Source organism: Leeuwenhoekiella sp. A2 (assembly GCF_047946655.1).
GTDB lineage: Bacteria > Bacteroidota > Bacteroidia > Flavobacteriales > Flavobacteriaceae > Leeuwenhoekiella.
On sequence record NZ_CP172311.1, the window covers coordinates 158565 to 175306 of the forward strand.

Consider the following 16742-nt stretch of genomic DNA (forward strand, 5'->3'; position numbering starts at 1 on the left):
CCGTATTTAGGGAAAGCAAGTAATATCGCTGTTGTGCTATTTCCAATAGGATTTTTTTGGGAGGAAGAAAATGAAATTGTGGGTTAAATATTAATCCTGCCTTAACCAGTCCAAGGCCTCCAAGGCAAAATTATCACGCGTTTGAATATAGGCGCATTTATCCAACACCCTGGCTCCTACTTTGCGTTTTTCAAAACCTGCGGTCAGTCCAAAATCGATTTTATTCATATTTAGTGCCTTTGCCCTTAAAATTGTCTGATATAACAACTGCCTGTAAACCTGATATTCTTTTGTATAGGCATAATCCATTCCTATCAAGTTGGGCACATAAACACCATTGCCATTGATATAGCAAAACATGACCCCGGCCATTTTCCAGTGATCGGCTTGTTTGACCTGTAGACAAATAAATTCCCATTGCTTATGGACATTCATTTCCTGCATTAATTTTTTGGGATAGTCAAAGGTATTGAATGACGGATTATTCTGTTTAACATTAAGATAAAGCGTATAGAAAATATCTAACGTTTCCTCGGCTACCTGCGGGGACACCTCTATTTTCACTAGAGGAATAAAAGGGGCTATCTCTTTTTTAAAATGCTTGCGGGAACGGCTGCTCAGGGTTTGCATATATTCGGTTTCATCCTTCCAGCTAAATTCATCATAGACTGCACTTTCCGGCATCGCAACTTTCACAAAACCCTTGTTATGCAAGTAATCATTCAGTTCATTATCGTCGGTTGTAAAATCCCTGAAGATCAGAGTTTGGGGTTTTAATTGCTTTTCCAGTATTTCTACCTCCCCGATCAAAAGAGCCAACGCTTCTTTCCAATTATTACCTGATCGTTCAAGATATAAATGCGCACCTTCGGTGACAAAAGATCCCATACTCAGACAGGAACTGGTATGCAGGTAGGGATCATCAATTCGTTCTTTCTCCATGCGTACGGATACGGAAGTGGGGGCCAGCATATCTTCTTTCCATAACCCGTACGTGAAGAACGTGAGCAACAAGGGGGTATCATCTGCATCTTTTATCATGAAATAGTAGAATTCATAGTTGTGCTCCGGTAATTCATTTTGCTTAAAAACTCTTTCAATAAATGATAAGCCCTCCCAGTCTAAAAGACTGTTTGTTCCGACTGTTTTATTCCAAAGCTGTTTATCCACTTCATTAATTGATCGTTTTATTTCTAATGACAGCCTGTCGGTTTTATCCGATTTGGTTTTAAGTTTTCCCGTATCCCTGCCAAAAGCAAAATTCACCCGCTCTAGATTGGTCTGCGTATCTTCCAGGGATTTTAGAAAATGATATTCCAGCGCATGAACCAAGGCTTTTATTTCTTGCTTTTGATTGTGCCTGGAAATAGTAATCCTGAGTCCCGTGTTTTTGACCGGTACCGCCGGAAAAATACCGGTATTGACATAGAAGCCTTCCCGGATGAGCCGGTTGACCAGGTTATAACCGGTCTCGGGCATGCCTGTGCCAATGTAGAATACTGGCGAGTCGTTAATAGCGATTAAAGGAAGTGTGGTTTCCTTTAAGCATGCATTGAAGTAACTGATACGGTCCTGAAGCTCAGTCTGCATGCTGTAGATCTCATCACTTAAATGAATTTTGGCAGATGCGATAGCAGCTCCCACGGATGAAGGTTCCAATTGGGCCGAAAAGGTCAAAGGGCCTCCAAAATTTCTTATTTTTTTATGTGTTTTTATATCCCTGCATACCATTACCGCACCACTGGCCCCAAAGGTTTTGCTCAAGGTTCCAAAAAGGATCACATTTTCAGGAACTTCATTTAAAACGCTCATTACGTATCCACTCCCGTTTCTACCCTTCCAGCTCATCCCGTGCACATCGTCAAAATAAATATGGAGTTGGGTATATTTTTCAGCAAGTTTCATCAGTTCCCTGATAGGTGCATAGTCTCCATACATGGAATAAATTCCATCAACCATATACCAGATCTTGTTACATTTGGATTGCAATTTCTTTATTTTATCCTCCAGCATCTGCAGGTTGCTATGTCGGATCATCTCTACAGGTACGGATCTTAATTTTAAAGGATTTACCGCATTCTGCACGCTCCAATGCACCTGATGGTCAAGAATGACACCATCGCCATCGTTAACAATGGAGGGGATCACTGCAATATGGCCAAGCGTACTGTTTTTGGTGATGATGATCGGGTGCTGATAGATATCCCCCACAAGGGATTCCAGCTCGGCATACAGCGGGTGTGAAATATATGATTTGGACAGGGGAAATTGAGTCCCATACCGGCTTATCGCATCTATTGCCGCCTCTTTTAAACGCGAATCCTGTTCTAGCCCTAAATATCCGGTAGTTCCAAAATGAAAAAGTTTTTTGCCCCTAACCTGGATATAACGCCCGTTAAACTCCTTACCTTCTGCATACAGGTGCAATGCCCCCGCTTCTTTTGCATTTGACATCACCGATACCACCGTATCCAGGAAATTGTTGTGTCTGATCTTTGCCATAATTCCGCTTTTTTAATTTTCCTATTAAACTTATAAAAGAATTTCTTTTACAAGTAATTTTGAAATTCTAAAAGCTTTACAAGCAAATGTTTAACCGCAAAGTCAAATGAATCCAAAGCTCACTAAAATTAAGGATTCCGGAAGTTAATTGTCGTTCTTTACCACCAAATGCCTGCAAACACTATTATTTTTTTATTATTTTAGGTTATTTAAATAGTGTTGATTATGTTCAGAGGTGAAGATTTTACGCACTTTTGGATCGATGATGATATTCTGCATTTTGTTTACAAACCCAATACTGTTATTGATTTAAAAGCTGCCGAGCGTATTGTAAAGGACAGGCTGCGATTTCAAAATGGAAAGGCTTACCCCATTTTATGTGACCTGCGCCAACTTAAAATTGTTACAAAACCCGCTCGGGATTACCTGGCCAAGCAGGGATCAAGTATGGCACTAGCCGTGGCCCTCATCGTTGAAACATCCTACTCCGGACAAATCAGCAAGATTTTTATAAACACCAGTCAGCCCAGTGTTCCCACAAAAGAGTTTACAGAGATTTCAAAGGCTCTGGAGTTTTTGAGTTCCTATGTAATATAGGTTCATTCTTATAATGCATGCTGATGAAAATGGAAACATACAGAAACCGGGTATTGCAAATTTTAGATTTTATTACCGAGATCACACTCGGGAATTATACCTACAAACTGGAGCTGAAAAACCATAAGGATGATCTGGAGGAAATCATACTTTCCCTGAATTTAATGGTAGAAGAGATCGACACCGTTGTGCATCAAATTGATCATGAAAAAAGCACGGAAGTAATAGAAAATGCAATAATTCAACTGGACTCAAACCGCCATATCACAGCTTTTTCTGAGAATTTACCACATATCTTAAAATATAATCCCGATGAATTACTCGGGCAGCCCATTGACCATTTTATTTCCGAGGAATCTTTGCAACAGTTATTAGCTTTAAAAAGCATGGAAGTTGTTCAAAGCATACAACAGGATCCAAAAGTTATCCGGTTGGAGCTAATCCATAAAAGTGGTTATTTATGGATCTGTGATGCGTATCTCCAGCGATTACATACTGCTCAAAATATTTCCTATAGCCTGTCGGTTTTTAAATCCATTCGCAGAAACCAAATCATACTCAATTATTTAAAAGACCGCAAGGGCGATCAAGAACGATATCCCAGTGAATATCGCAGCCTTTTGCTACAGGACAAAAGAAAGGTCTTACAAAAACTTCATTCCTATATCCTAAGTCATTTAAACACCTCCCTGCCAAACATGACCGCGCTAGCCAGGGAAGTGGGAGGAAGTCAAAGCAAACTAAAATCGATGTTTAAAGATGCATATGGTGACTCTATTTTTAAATATCACAAACGAAAAAGACTTGAAAAGTCAGCGATACTCTTAAGAGACACCACCTTGCCCATTGGCCAGATTGCTGAGGAATGTGGCTTTATCAGCTTCTCCCACTTTACCCGATCCTTTAAAAAAGAGTATGGAATTTCTCCTTCTGATATCAGAAAACGCTGATTAAAGCACCGCTGGTGCCAATTTATTATCGTTTTAGGCAAATCAGGTACACCGCTTTTTTTGGAATTTTATACCATTAGCAACAAGAAAAATTACTTAAAGTCTAACGGTGCGTGTTTTGTCAATTCTTAAAAGCACCTATAAAAGAATCATTGCGCGATGAGACAGGGGAAGCCTGACCTGTGTAAATAACAGGCATTTATTTAAGATTAAATTTATTATCATGAAAATTAAGAAGTTAATAATACCTATGTTGGCATGTATTTTTGCTATAGGGATAGCATTTGGAGCCTCGGGGTTCCAATCCAAATCAGATATTTGGATCAAAGAAAATCAATCCTCACAATTTGTAAGAATTAATAATGATTGGCATCCCGTAACTGTTGATTGCCAAGAAGGAAACGAGGATTGTTTCGTAATTTACAGCGAAGATCCTTCTGCTACTCCATATCAGGTTTACAATTCAAGAGATTTGAGGGATCCCGCGAAAGGAAATGGCGAGATAAAATTGATAGAAGGCCAAGTTCCTTCTGGGGATTAGGTAGTACTTTAAAACTTCCGGCACTTTAAAAATGCCGGAAGTTAATTAAACGTGAAAGCACTTATTTTAGATCTTTCCTGCTCTGCATTTCAAATATAATTGGGTTTTCTACAAGGTATTTAGCCGCTGTTTGACGAATATCTTCAGGAGTCAGTGATTGTATATAGATTTTTTTCTCAGAATTATCATACCAGCACTTCTTAAAGTTGACCACATCATACATCCTTCTCAGTATATCTCCCGGTTTTTCTTCACTAGTTAAAAGCGAATTCTGATAAGTATTGAATACGTCGCTTGACACTGGCGACACCCTAAGATCTCGGACAACTGCCTTGGCATTTGCTATCATACTGGCCTTATCTTCAGGAAGACAACTAAATTCAATAAAGAATTCATGATACCCATACAACCTGCTCATGTTCCTTCCTGCCACTGCACGATAGGTAGCTCCACCGGCACTATACCTCATTCGTTGCATTAAATAATTAAACATACATTGACGAAGAAGTTCTGTTTTAATTTCTTCCTTCCAGTCCAGAATATTAGTCTTTAATGGATATACATAATCCAGCCGCACCATAGAAAAACCGGACAATTCCCCGGATGAAAATTGCTTAAGCTCAAAATCCGGCAAGTGATAATCTTTGAGGTGCTCCTGGTCTTTATTTTGATATGAGTTTATGGAAACCGGTAAATTTCCCAAATATTTCCTGCATAAGTTTAATGTTACCTCTTCGTCATATTCTCCTGTAAATAAGAAGGTAAATTCTTTGGCATTTCCAAAAAGCCGGCGATATATAGTCCTGGCTTTCGTAAGCTTTGTTACAGCTATTCCTTGGGCTGCCCTGGTTCCTTGAGGAAGATTATCATCAGGCAGAATCCCTCTAATATTGGATATAAACTCATCTCTCGGACTCACCACAAAACCCGCTCGCGCATCAGATTTCCAGTCTTCAAAGGCATCCGGGTCTATGCGCGGCAAGGCAAAGTATAAGTAAACTAATTGGAGGGCGGTTTCCAGATGTTCAGTTGAGGCAGATCCCATTATACCCGATTCTTGATAGGCAATATAAGGATGTACTCGCCCATCAAATTCCATTTTATCCAGATAGCCGTGGAGCGCAAATTTATCCAATGTTCCTATTCCGGAATTTTCTATTAGAGCGGGTGCGTTATACGCTGAAAATAAATCCTCTTGCGGAAAATCTTCTAATCCCTTACTCGAAAAACCATGAAAATTTATTCGGGATACTTTATCTTTATTAAGACTCTCTTCTGGTAGCGGCTTTAACAGTATATGAAGTCCGTTTTGCAACACGTATTTTTTGATACCCGGAACAGGGGAATCCATTTTTCTAATAGGGCCAGTTTTAAGATGGGAAATCAGAATGCTGTCCATCAAAAAATGAGTTACAACAGGTGGAGAATAAGGCTTTACCTGCAAACTGTCATTCGATAAAAACCACCCCCTGATCTTTTCCTCAGAAAATTTAAGAATGGGATCACCTTTATGAGCCGCTATTAATATATCCTCAGGAGGTTTACCGATATAATTTCGTATACTTTCATTGAAATCCTCTAAACTGAGTTCTCGAATCATCCTGCTTATTAACTGAATCTTCTCTGCAGGGAGTGCCTCTCCATTGCTAAAATGATTGGTTAATTCCTGTTCCCAATAAGTTATACTTTGTCTATTTCTCTTAGTTAACCAATCGATATAATTTTCTTTTTCATCACTAAACTCCTCCCTGGAAAACCCATATCTGAAAATACTTAACATGGAACTATAAACTTCAGTCATTGTATTTTTGAAGGAGCTCCCGTTACTATTAACATCAATCCTTAAAGCCTCTGGCACAAAACTTCCCCTTGCACTGAAAGTACTATTATACTTTTGCTTTTTATGCGTGTATCTTGAATTTAGCAGCTGTATAAATAATTCACGATTTATTTTATCGCTTACAGAAATATCCCTTTGCTCGTTTCCCCGCTTCTGCTGCCGAAAGTACAGCCGAACTCTTCTTTCTCCATAGGCCGTATTATCAGAGCTTCCTGAATAAGTTTCTACACTAAATTGAAGTGGACTTTCAAGATAATCAGATTTGTCCGAAGCTTTATGTGGTATTGTAGGAAGGGGTTTGAATTCCCCAAAATTTTCCTTTATACTCTGCTCAAGAGAATCGACATTTTCAATAGATCCTACCGCTATCAAAGCCATCAATTCAGGACGATACCATTTGTTATAGAATTCACTCAATTCTTTCGTATCAATGCTTTCGAGATGTCTGCGATAATCCTTCGGACGAGCCGCTCCGCGTCCTACAAGTTTATCTTCCATCAGATAAGGTAACGTCTCCAAATCATAATTACCCCCTTCAGCTTCATTCAGCAGAATAACACGTTGCTTTTGTATATGCTTTTCTGTTATAGCCAGATTATACAAGATGTCCTTATAAAAACTTAAGGTCAGCGGAATAGCCTGAGAGTTCTTTTCCAATATATCTACAAAGAACTTAGTTATATGATTTTTGGTATAGCCGCCTATCTGTGAAAATTTAATTCCTGCCTGTTGAAATAAAAGACTGCTTTTTTCCTGGGATATATTCTTTCCGGCACTAAATCCTAAATGCTCAAGCAAATGCGCATACGCATACTCACCGGCTGATTCACTTCTGTTACCTACCTTGACTACAAGGGTCATTTTTGTTTTAGTAGCAGCACCCGTCAGGGGTTTGATATAATACGTAAATCCGTTGGGTAATTTTCCATATCGAATTCCATTATCCAGGCTTGAGTCCTGAAGTATTGAGGAGTAACATACTGATGTAGCTAAGAGGAAAAGGCCAAAAATGATATTGCTTTTTAAATAAATCTGTTTCATACTACTTATTTACCAGCTATTAATACCCTTGATTCTGGGAAAGATTAAAATCTTTTTGTATTTCTTCTTCCGGAATAGGGTATAACACATCGGTAGCCTCCCACAAGGATTTTTTAGGTGCAAGTACAGAGTCTGCTTTCTCGTACCGTTTAAGATCCAGCCAGCGATGTCCCCATTCAGTAAATAATTCTTTTCTTCTCTCCTTTAATATTAAATCCAATAAGACGGTCTGGTTAATATCCGGTTGGCCAGCTGGGATTAATGCCGCATTTGCCCGTCTGCGTATTAGATTCAGATCCTCAACAGCTCCTGATAAGTTTTCCTGTCTGGCACGGGCTTCAGACCGGATCAGGTATTGTTCAGCCAGTCTTAAAACCATAGAATATTCATAAGGTTCCCCGGTCGCATATTTAACTTTATACTTAAAAGCAAAATAATATCTGTCGCTATCGGTATCAAAATGTCCTGACCACTGCTTGAGACGATTATCATTCGGTTCAAATTGGGCAATAAGATCATCTGTTAAGGCAACTGTTTTAAGGTAGTCATCCATAATAAAAATACCCCCTTCATTGGTACTGGATTGATTAGACCCGTCTGCAGAAGGAGAAATTTGCCAGATAGCCTCCTCACTATTAGCCAGAAAAACAGCATCAAGGTCAGGGAGCAGACTAAAGGTACCTGATTCTATAACCCGGTTACTCCAGTACTCAGCCTGTTCCCACATTCCCCGATATAACTGAACTCTCGCCATTAAAGCCATCGCTGTAAACTGATTAGCCCTTAAACGCTCCCCTTTTTCATAATCAGCAGAAAGAAGGCCGGTGGCATCATCAAGGTCCTGGGTAATCTGGTCATAGATTTCCACGTCCGGAGTGCGTGAGGCTGTTGCATTCTGGCTGTAATTTGTAACAAGTATTAATGGTACGTCTCCGTACAAATTAACCAGATAGAAATAAGTGAACGCCCTGAGAAATAAGGCTTCTCCCATAAGTTTATCCTTGAGTTCTGCAGTTATATTTTCTGAGTGCTCTAGCCCTTCCACAACAGCATTGGTCATGTAGATGATATTGTAAGCACTGGCCCATATAGCCAGATTACCTTCATTATCTACGAAAATCTCATTTTCCTGAAATTCAAGAAGAGTGGCATTTGAATTAGTGGTCTGAAGGTTATCTGCAGATAATGCAGCCTGCACTGTTACTGATGATTGGTATCCGCTTGAAAAAGCAGTACTGATTAACTCATTATAAATCCCCTGTACTGCACTTTCTGCCGTTTTATCATTGCTAAAGACGGATTCACTGACGATGCGGTCATCCGGAACGGGTACTTCTACAAATTCTTCGCAGGAAGCGGGGAAAAACCACAGAGCCAAACTGGTCGGGATTATTAAATACTTTATGCGTTTCATATTTTAAAATTTTTATAGCGTTATCTTAATACCACTGGTTATGGTTCTCAACGGAGGTACTACCTTCCCGCCCTGCGGATCTAAACCCTTGTAAGGAGTTATAGTAAAAAGGTTTTGTCCATGGAGAAATAGCGTACACTGGTTTAGACCCAGAGGTTTAAGCAATCTCTGAGGAAATTTATAGCTTAAGGAAAGTGTCTTCAATCTGAGAAAGGAAGCATCACCCACAACCAGATCACTGGCTATAGCATTATAATACGAGAAGAGGGATTGTATAGACTGGGATACTTTTTGTACCTGATCAGGATCTCCCGGTTGCTCCCAGGAATTTAGAAGGTCTGTAGAATTATTTCCCAGCCGACCCGGGGAATTTGTCATTTCTGCAAGATAGGTATACCGGTCCTGCCTGATGTATTCCAGTAAGAACGTCAGGTTAAAATTGTTGAACCTAATCGTATTCTGTATACCTCCATAATATTTTCTTCCTAATGACTTTATAACTACTTTATCATTAAAATCATACCTTCCATCATCATTGACATCCGCTATCTGATAACGGCCGGTTTCCGGATCTATACCGTCATATTGATAAAGGAAGGCGATATTCAGGGGCTCACCAACTTTATAGGTTTGACGATAAGAGGTTTGCTCCAGATCGTCAAATTCTACTAACTTATTTTTTGGAATCGTTAAATTTAATGATGTTTGCCAGGAAAAGGTGTTACGCTGAAAGTTTCGGGAAGAAAGAAGAAGCTCCCAGCCGGTATTTTCAATAGTTGCGGGAAGGTTAGCCTGTACAGAAGTAAAACCGGTAATTGCCGGCAAGGGATACCCTATCAATTGATTGGATGAACGATTACGGTACCAGCTTGCCTCCAAATTTACACGATCTTTGATAAAACCTAATTGAATGGCAGCTTCCAGTTTTTTGTTAACCTCCCAGGAGAAATCAGGGTTATAAAGCTTCGTCGGATATAGTCCTCCCGGGCCTGTTGTAGCTTCATAAGTATCAAGATAACCGTAATCCGGTATTTGATCGCTACCCGTAGTACCGTAACTGCCCCGTAATTTGCCAAAGCTCAGGAAAGACAAATTGTTTTTAACAAAAGGCTCCTCACTAAATATCCATGCGCTTCCCACTGCCCAGAAGTTGGCAAAACGGTTATTGGGTCCAAACCGCGATGAGCCATCCCGTCTTCCGGTCAGATTTAGATAATATCTCTCTGACCAGTTTAAACCTATACGTCCGAAAATAGCAGCATAGCTGTAATCTATATGCTCATTAGTGGTTATCTGCACTCCATTAGCTGCATTCAAATTCCCAACTAAACTGTTGTCACTATATCCTTCTCCTTCCAGATATAAAGTATTATTTTTGTTCTCCTGCAGGGTAGCCCCTGCCAGCGCATCAATGTTTAATTTTCCTAAACCTGCATCATATACAAGCTGGGGTTCCAGTATCCAGGATTGACGTTCGCTGGTAGAATGGTATGAACTTGTGGATATCCGGTTCCAGGTACTCGGATTATAGGCCTCCAGCAAGTTGCGAACTACCTCTTCACTATTAAGATGGGAATACCCCATATTAGCTCTAATTGTCAACCCCTTTAATAACTTGTAATTTAAACTGAGATTGGCTAATAATGAATTGGTCTTAATATCTTGTGGTCTGTTGAGCCCTGCCATAGGGTTCGTCCAGCTGCCATCTGCCCAGTTTAAACTCCCGTCTGCGTTGTATAGCTCTGGTGCATTGGGCGGCAGGGTGAGTGCCATATGAACAAAATTGGTTCCATAAAACAACTTATTATGGTCTATCCCGTAATTTGCAGTCAGTGCCAGGTCAAATCTTTTGTTATCAGAAGTATGGTGTACGTTTAAGTTTGAGGTTACTTTTCGATATCCAAATTCCCCTGGGAAAACCGCTCCCTCATTATGATATGAACCACCGAGTAAAAAAGAAGTGTTTTTATTTCCTCCGGATACAGAAAGGTTTATATCAGTTACAGATGCTGTTTCCCCCATTAATTCTTTTTGCCAGTCTGTATAACGATCCTGATCCCAAAGTATTCGATCAGGGGCATTGATTTCAGTGGGAGTTACACCGTCATTGGCAAAGGCTTGGTTTCGTATGCCTAAATATTGTGAAGTATTCAACAGGTCCATACGGTGGGAAACCCTGGAAAATCCGGAATAGACCTGAGCTTCAAAAGTAGTATTTCCATTGGAAGTATGTCCACGTTTAGTGGTTATCAGCACCACGCCATTAGCTCCCCGGGAACCATAAATGGCGGTAGCATCTGCATCTTTTAATACTTCTATGCTCTCAATGTTAGACATATTCAGCGTATTGAGGGGGTCTATACCTGAATTACTACTGAAAGCCCCAACACTACTAAGGGGATTTGAATTAACAGGCACCCCATTAACAATAAATAAAGGATACTCCCCGGTGAAACGTAAGCTGTTACGCCCTCTTATCCTGATGGAAGAGGCAAGACCGGTTATCCCACTGGGTTGTTCTATCTCTACCCCAGCCATCCTTCCCTGCAGGGCGGCCAGCGGGTTAACTACCGGCTGCATTTCTATATCTTCTGCTGTAACGCGTGAGATACTTCCCGTGGCCTCCCGTTGTGTGGTATTGTAATACCCGGCATTGATGGTTACTGCCCCCAGTGCGGTAACTCCTTCCTCCAGTTGTACATCAAGTCGGGTTTGATTAGCGGCTGCCAGGCGTACGGTTTGGTACCCTATAAACGAAAAAACCAAGGTATCGCTGGGAGTTGCCGGGATAGCATACCTGCCTGCTTCATCTGTGGTGGTGCCCCGCTTGCTGCCCAGCAGGCTTACACTCACTCCCGGAATAGGCATGTTAGCAGGATCTGTGACGGTGCCACTTAGGATTTGCTGTGGTGGTATGCTGCCTGTAGGTGAACCTGCCGGGACCGATGCACTTATAAGACCTGGAATGAGCGTGCTCAGAATCAACGCGGCTCCCGTAAGGCGCGTAGTAAAAATTTTCATAATTTAGCTGCGTGTTAAATGAAACTTAGTTTTGTTTAAGCTCAAGCCTTCCCTGTACGACGCCAATCTTAAGGGGAAGGCCTTTTTGCTTGTGCCCGTTAAAACGAGTGGTTCATTTCTCTTTTTTTCATAGACAATTTTTAATTATTTGGCTAATTCATCTCTGTGTTGATGGTTTTTAACGACCACCAGACCCAAGCTATAAATTCATCATGAATTTAGGCTTTGCCCACCCAACTACAGTTACCGGATGATGTGCGGTAACCATAACCCACGGGATTATTAGCGGAATTGACCTGCTCCCGTAAGCAGGGATCATGAGCACACGCCATAGGGAGTGCCGGCCATAACGGCCTGTTTAGATTAAGGGGTGAAAAGCATATTGCAAACTTCTATAAAAAGGAAACACAGGCTTTGAAGATGTTGAAGAACCCTGATACAAAAAGGGCGTGAAAACTCAACATATTGACTTGAGGTACTGGTATACCGTGGAACAATAAGTGAGCTCACGCCCGGGTCGTGAGCATTTACACTTATCCTCTCGTTCCTTTAAATTACCAGTTTTCAAGTCGAGAATCAAAGCGAATGCTTCTAATATTTTACTTTAAGAAGTTTCGCAAATATATTATTATCAATCAAATATAGGATAAAATTTTTTTATGCGGAAGTTCATCCGCACTTTTTTTTGACTTATCATTTTCTTTTGTTCTATAATGAATATTAATTTTCTCATATGCAGTACCATTGAACAATGGATCAAAGATGCTAAATCAAATAGAGATTTTGCTCTAAACCATAATATCGATGAAAAAATGGTTCGTAGGATTCTGGATAAAAAAGAATATCATATTCCGGTTGAAACTTTGAACAAGATTTGTGAAGCACGACAAATAAAACTTTCAAAATTTTTTGAAGATTTGAATCTTTAGAAATCCAAAAAATTACTTCATCTATTTTCTCCTGTCCTAAATGGTTTCCCCAACAATCTTAATGTTTATTATATCATACCCTATTTCAACGTAAAATGAATCTATCTTATAATGGATACCAAATATTTCCATTCAGATAATAGATAATTACTATCCTTGATATAAAAATTTTCACACTTCATTACTTGTAATAATTATATCCCTTCATGGGCTTAAGAATTAAAATAAATATAGGCTGGGAAGGCTAAGATAGCATTTTGACTATGGATGAGATTATCCCTAAATTAATTGGATTTAGTAATGCTAATTTTAATTATTGCTGCCACAAATTAACTTTTAGGGAATACAATCCCTAAAAATGGCTATATTTGGGGAATACAATCCCTAAAAAATGATTAAAAGAACTTTAGAAGAAAAAATAGAAAATCGTTTTGGAACTGGTAAGGCGATTCTTTTAATTGGCCCACGGCAAGTAGGTAAAACTACACTTTTTAATAAGTTGCTAGAGGACAAAGAATACCTGTTTTTGAATGGGGATGATCCTACTGTTAGGAAACTACTTACAAATCCTAATTTAGAGCAACTTAAAAATATAATAGGAAACTTCAAAATTGTTTTTATAGATGAAGCTCAACGCATTGATAATATAGGACTCACTTTAAAACTTGTTACCGACCAACTTAAATCCGTTCAGTTACTAGTGAGTGGGTCATCTGCTTTTGAATTGAATAATCATACACAAGAACCACTTACGGGCAGAAAATGGGAGTACCAGCTCTATCCAATATCCTGGACAGAATTTGAATCTAATGTAGGGTACTTAAAAGCTGAACAGCAATTAGAGTTGCGTGTGGTTTATGGTATGTATCCTGACGTGATTAACAATTTTGGTGAAGAAAAAGATACCTTAAAACAACTTACCGATAGCTATTTATATAAAGATATTCTTAGCTATGGGGGAATACGAAAACCAGAAATTTTAGAGAAGCTTTTAAGAGCTTTAGCCTTTCAAATAGGCAGCGAAGTAAGTTATAATGAGCTGGCTCAATTGTTAGGGATAGATAAAAAAACAGTGGCTACGTATATTGATTTATTATGTCAGGCATACGTTATTTTTAAACTCCCAAGTTTCAGTAAAAACTTACGAAACGAAATTAAGACCAATCAAAAAATCTATTTCTACGATACAGGGGTACGAAATATGATCATCGGTGATTTAAGCCCTATTGATATTCGCCAAGATAAAGGCAATCTTTGGGAGAATTTTTTAATTGCCGAACGCTTAAAGCATAATGCCTACAATGGTTCATTAGCCAAAGGCTATTTCTGGAGAACGGTATCACAACAAGAGATTGACTATGTAGAGGAAGAGGCAGGAAAATTAAAAGCTTTTGAAATTAAATGGAATCCTAAAAGTAAAGTAAAGGTTCCTAAGATTTTTGTAGAAGCTTACGACGCTCAAATTACATTAATTAATAAGGATAATTTTAGAGATATTTTAAATTGAAATTTTAATCATGGAAATTGACTATAATAGAGGTTCAGGATGGATCAAATGTGATCTTCATCTACATACTCCCGATACTAAGTTAAATCCGAAAGGTTTTGAGCTCGCAAGTGAAGAAGATAAGTGGTTGAAATACTGTGAAATAATCGAAAAATCAGATGTTCAAGTATTTGGCATCACTGATTATTTTTCATTTGAAAATTATTTCAAGTTTAAACATATTTTCTATAAAAAGTATTCAAATTCAAAGAAAGTCTTTTTTCCGAATATAGAGTTTCGTCTAGATGTATCTGTAAATAGAGGCGGTGAAGAAGTTAACTTGCATGTTATTTTTTCTAATGATAAAAATATAACTCAAGAAAAGTTGAGGGATTTTCTATCAAAATTGGAGAGCAATATAACAAATAATGGATCCATAGTTTATTGTGATAAATTAGTGACAACTGAGGATTTTAAAAAGGCAGCCATAAAATATTCAGAATTGAAAATTGCTTTAAAAAAAGTTTTCGGAAATGATGAGCCCTATCTAATCTTTGCAGCATCAAACAATCAAGGTTTAAGGGCTGATAATAAATCTCCAAGAAAAATGAATATTTCTGATGAGATTGATAAGATGTGTGATGGTTTTTTTGGCGGTGCTCAAAATACCGAGTGGTTTTTGAAAAAGGATAGATATGAAAAAGTTGCTAATTGTATACCTGAATTGTCTAAGCCTTGTCCTGTCCTAAGTGGGAGTGATGCACATTCGTTTGAGGATCTTAAAAATAAATTAGGGAAGGAATATACAAAAACGAATGATCGTCAGGAATTATGTGAAAAGTCTCAAATAACTTGGATAAAGGTTGAACCTACATTTGAAGGTCTTAAATACCTTACCTATGAACCCGAGGATAGGGTTTTTATTGGGACAAAACCTGAGGTTTTAGAAAGAGTAGATAAAAATAAAACGAAGTACATTTCTAAAATAGAGATTGATCAAATCGACGGCTATGACCAAAGTCAAGGTATATGGTTTCGAAATCAAGCTTTTTATCCAAGTAAAGAGTTAACTGCAATTATCGGTAATAAGGGGAATGGGAAAAGTGCACTTGCCGATATTACAGGCCTTCTTGGAAATTCACATAATGAAAGCTATTTTTCTTTTTTAGACATACACAGAAAGAAGTTTAGAAAGGGCAGTCTATCTGAGAATTTTAAGGCTAAACTAACGTGGGAGAGTGGTAACGCCGAAGAAAATTTTTTAAATGAACACATAGACTTAAATGCTGAAGAAAAGGTTAAGTATTTGCCGCAAAGTTATTTTGAGGAATTATGTAACGAGATAGATGATAATGAAAACTTTATCAGAGAATTAAATCAAGTTGTCTTTAAACATATTGATCATACAGATAGATTGGGTAAGGACTCTTTTGAAGATTTTATTCAAGAAGTAGAAAGAAACTGTAAATCTTCAATTGAAACACTTCAAGGAAATTTAAATGATATTAATTATGATATTGTAAATCTGTTAAATAAAGATACAAAGGAATACAAGGAGGGAATTGTAAGTAAAATTAAAAATCTTAACGAGGATTTAAAAAGCCATATTGAAAATAAGCCAAAAAATCCATTTCCAGAGGATACAGAAAGTAGTGACGAGGATAAAGATGCAGACGAGAATTACAAGAAATTAAAGGGTGAGGAAAAAAAGCTACAAGAAATTAAAGAACTTAGATTTAAATACACTGAGGAACTTGAAAAGCTAAGTGGTAATTTGATTGAATTGGGACAGATTGAATATCGGTTTCAAGAGGAACAGAATCAAATACAGACCTTTAGAGAAAGTGAAATTGAATATTTGGAAAAATATGATTTATCAATAGATGACATATTTCCAATGCCAATTTTCAATTTAAGTTCTATTCAAGATAAAATAAAATCCTTAGAAAAGGAAAAAATCAAGTATCAGTTGGAGTTAGGAAAAATTGAAACGGATTTATTCCAAACATGAAAATTTACTCTTTTAAGTCTTCATCACTTAGTATTCCCTTGATTTCTCCAGGACTATCATGTGGATTTCCATCTCCCGCAGACGATCACTTAGATGAGGGTATTGATCTAAACCGGGAATATATACGCAATAAAGATGCTACTTTTTTTGGTCGTGTAAGAGGTGATTCCATGATTGGGGCCGGACTAGAAGAGGGAGACCTTTTAATTATCGATAAAAGCTTGGAACCAAGAAATGGAAAAATCGCAGTCTGCTTTATAGATGGGGAATTCACAGTTAAGCGCATAAAAATCTCAGAGAAGACAATCTGGCTGACTGCAGAAAATGAAAGATACAAACCTATTCAAGTAACCCAGGATAATGATTTTCTTATCTGGGGGATTGTAACAACTGTTATAAAAGACCTATAG

The 16742-nt window shown here is 38.3% G+C and carries 10 protein-coding genes; 6 read left to right on the forward strand and 4 right to left on the reverse strand.

The annotated features are described in order from the left end of the window. Window positions 1-90: 90 nt before the first annotated feature. The gene (locus tag ACH3PA_RS00760; RefSeq protein WP_416448359.1) at window positions 91-2502 is read right to left on the reverse strand and encodes an aminotransferase class I/II-fold pyridoxal phosphate-dependent enzyme; all 2412 of its coding nucleotides are present in this window, start codon (window positions 2500-2502) and stop codon (window positions 91-93) included. Between the two features lie 225 nt (window positions 2503-2727). On the opposite strand from ACH3PA_RS00760, the gene ACH3PA_RS00765 reads away from it, so the two are divergent. The 3 genes from ACH3PA_RS00765 to ACH3PA_RS00775 all read left to right on the forward strand — a co-directional run bounded on the left by ACH3PA_RS00765 (window position 2728) and on the right by ACH3PA_RS00775 (window position 4590). Continuing rightward, complete coding sequence (locus tag ACH3PA_RS00765; RefSeq protein WP_416441487.1) at window positions 2728-3099, forward strand: hypothetical protein; 372 nt, start codon at window positions 2728-2730, stop codon at window positions 3097-3099. Window positions 3100-3122: 23 nt separating this feature from the next. Next, the gene (locus ACH3PA_RS00770; RefSeq protein ID WP_416441485.1) at window positions 3123-4049 is read left to right on the forward strand and encodes a helix-turn-helix domain-containing protein; all 927 of its coding nucleotides are present in this window, start codon (window positions 3123-3125) and stop codon (window positions 4047-4049) included. 223 nt (window positions 4050-4272) lie between these two features. After that, complete coding sequence (locus ACH3PA_RS00775) at window positions 4273-4590, forward strand: DUF6520 family protein (RefSeq protein WP_416441483.1); 318 nt, start codon at window positions 4273-4275, stop codon at window positions 4588-4590. Window positions 4591-4651: 61 nt separating this feature from the next. On the opposite strand, the gene ACH3PA_RS00780 is transcribed toward ACH3PA_RS00775, so the two are convergent. The 3 genes from ACH3PA_RS00780 to ACH3PA_RS00790 are packed head-to-tail and all read right to left on the reverse strand — an operon-like array spanning window position 4652 to window position 11906. Then, on the reverse strand, window positions 4652-7471 hold the full coding sequence (locus tag ACH3PA_RS00780; RefSeq protein WP_416441481.1) for a M16 family metallopeptidase: 2820 nt from the start codon (window positions 7469-7471) through the stop codon (window positions 4652-4654). A gap of 19 nt (window positions 7472-7490) precedes the next feature. Next, window positions 7491-8885 carry a RagB/SusD family nutrient uptake outer membrane protein gene (locus tag ACH3PA_RS00785; protein WP_416448360.1) on the reverse strand — a complete coding sequence of 465 codons (1395 nt, stop codon included), beginning with the start codon at window positions 8883-8885 and terminating at the stop codon, window positions 7491-7493. Window positions 8886-8897: 12 nt separating this feature from the next. Further along, complete coding sequence (locus ACH3PA_RS00790) at window positions 8898-11906, reverse strand: SusC/RagA family TonB-linked outer membrane protein (RefSeq protein ID WP_416441477.1); 3009 nt, start codon at window positions 11904-11906, stop codon at window positions 8898-8900. A 1320-nt stretch (window positions 11907-13226) separates the two neighbouring features. On the opposite strand from ACH3PA_RS00790, the gene ACH3PA_RS00795 reads away from it, so the two are divergent. Genes ACH3PA_RS00795 through ACH3PA_RS00805 form a run of 3 tightly spaced genes read left to right on the forward strand, consistent with a single transcriptional unit; the run spans window position 13227 to window position 16742 of the window. Then, window positions 13227-14342: an ATP-binding protein gene (locus ACH3PA_RS00795; protein ID WP_416441475.1), complete on the forward strand. Its 1116-nt coding sequence runs from the start codon at window positions 13227-13229 to the stop codon at window positions 14340-14342. Window positions 14343-14352: 10 nt separating this feature from the next. After that, window positions 14353-16332, forward strand: a complete 1980-nt coding sequence (locus ACH3PA_RS00800; RefSeq protein WP_416441473.1) for a hypothetical protein — start codon at window positions 14353-14355, stop codon at window positions 16330-16332. After that, entirely contained in the window at window positions 16329-16742 is a 414-nt protein-coding gene (locus ACH3PA_RS00805; protein WP_416441471.1) for a LexA family protein, read from the forward strand. Before ACH3PA_RS00800 ends, ACH3PA_RS00805 begins: the two co-directional genes overlap by 4 nt.

What these genes read in the sequence shown, in the direction of transcription:
- ACH3PA_RS00760 (WP_416448359.1), bottom strand. Translation starts at nt 2,502, where the DNA reads ATGGCAAAGATCAGACACAACAATTTCCTGGATACGGTGGTATCGGTG.
- ACH3PA_RS00765 (WP_416441487.1), top strand. Translation starts at nt 2,728, where the DNA reads ATGTTCAGAGGTGAAGATTTTACGCACTTTTGGATCGATGATGATATT.
- ACH3PA_RS00770 (WP_416441485.1), top strand. Translation starts at nt 3,123, where the DNA reads ATGAAAATGGAAACATACAGAAACCGGGTATTGCAAATTTTAGATTTT.
- ACH3PA_RS00775 (WP_416441483.1), top strand. Translation starts at nt 4,273, where the DNA reads ATGAAAATTAAGAAGTTAATAATACCTATGTTGGCATGTATTTTTGCT.
- ACH3PA_RS00780 (WP_416441481.1), bottom strand. Translation starts at nt 7,471, where the DNA reads ATGAAACAGATTTATTTAAAAAGCAATATCATTTTTGGCCTTTTCCTC.
- ACH3PA_RS00785 (WP_416448360.1), bottom strand. Translation starts at nt 8,885, where the DNA reads ATGAAACGCATAAAGTATTTAATAATCCCGACCAGTTTGGCTCTGTGG.
- ACH3PA_RS00790 (WP_416441477.1), bottom strand. Translation starts at nt 11,906, where the DNA reads ATGAAAATTTTTACTACGCGCCTTACGGGAGCCGCGTTGATTCTGAGC.
- ACH3PA_RS00795 (WP_416441475.1), top strand. Translation starts at nt 13,227, where the DNA reads ATGATTAAAAGAACTTTAGAAGAAAAAATAGAAAATCGTTTTGGAACT.
- ACH3PA_RS00800 (WP_416441473.1), top strand. Translation starts at nt 14,353, where the DNA reads ATGGAAATTGACTATAATAGAGGTTCAGGATGGATCAAATGTGATCTT.
- ACH3PA_RS00805 (WP_416441471.1), top strand. Translation starts at nt 16,329, where the DNA reads ATGAAAATTTACTCTTTTAAGTCTTCATCACTTAGTATTCCCTTGATT.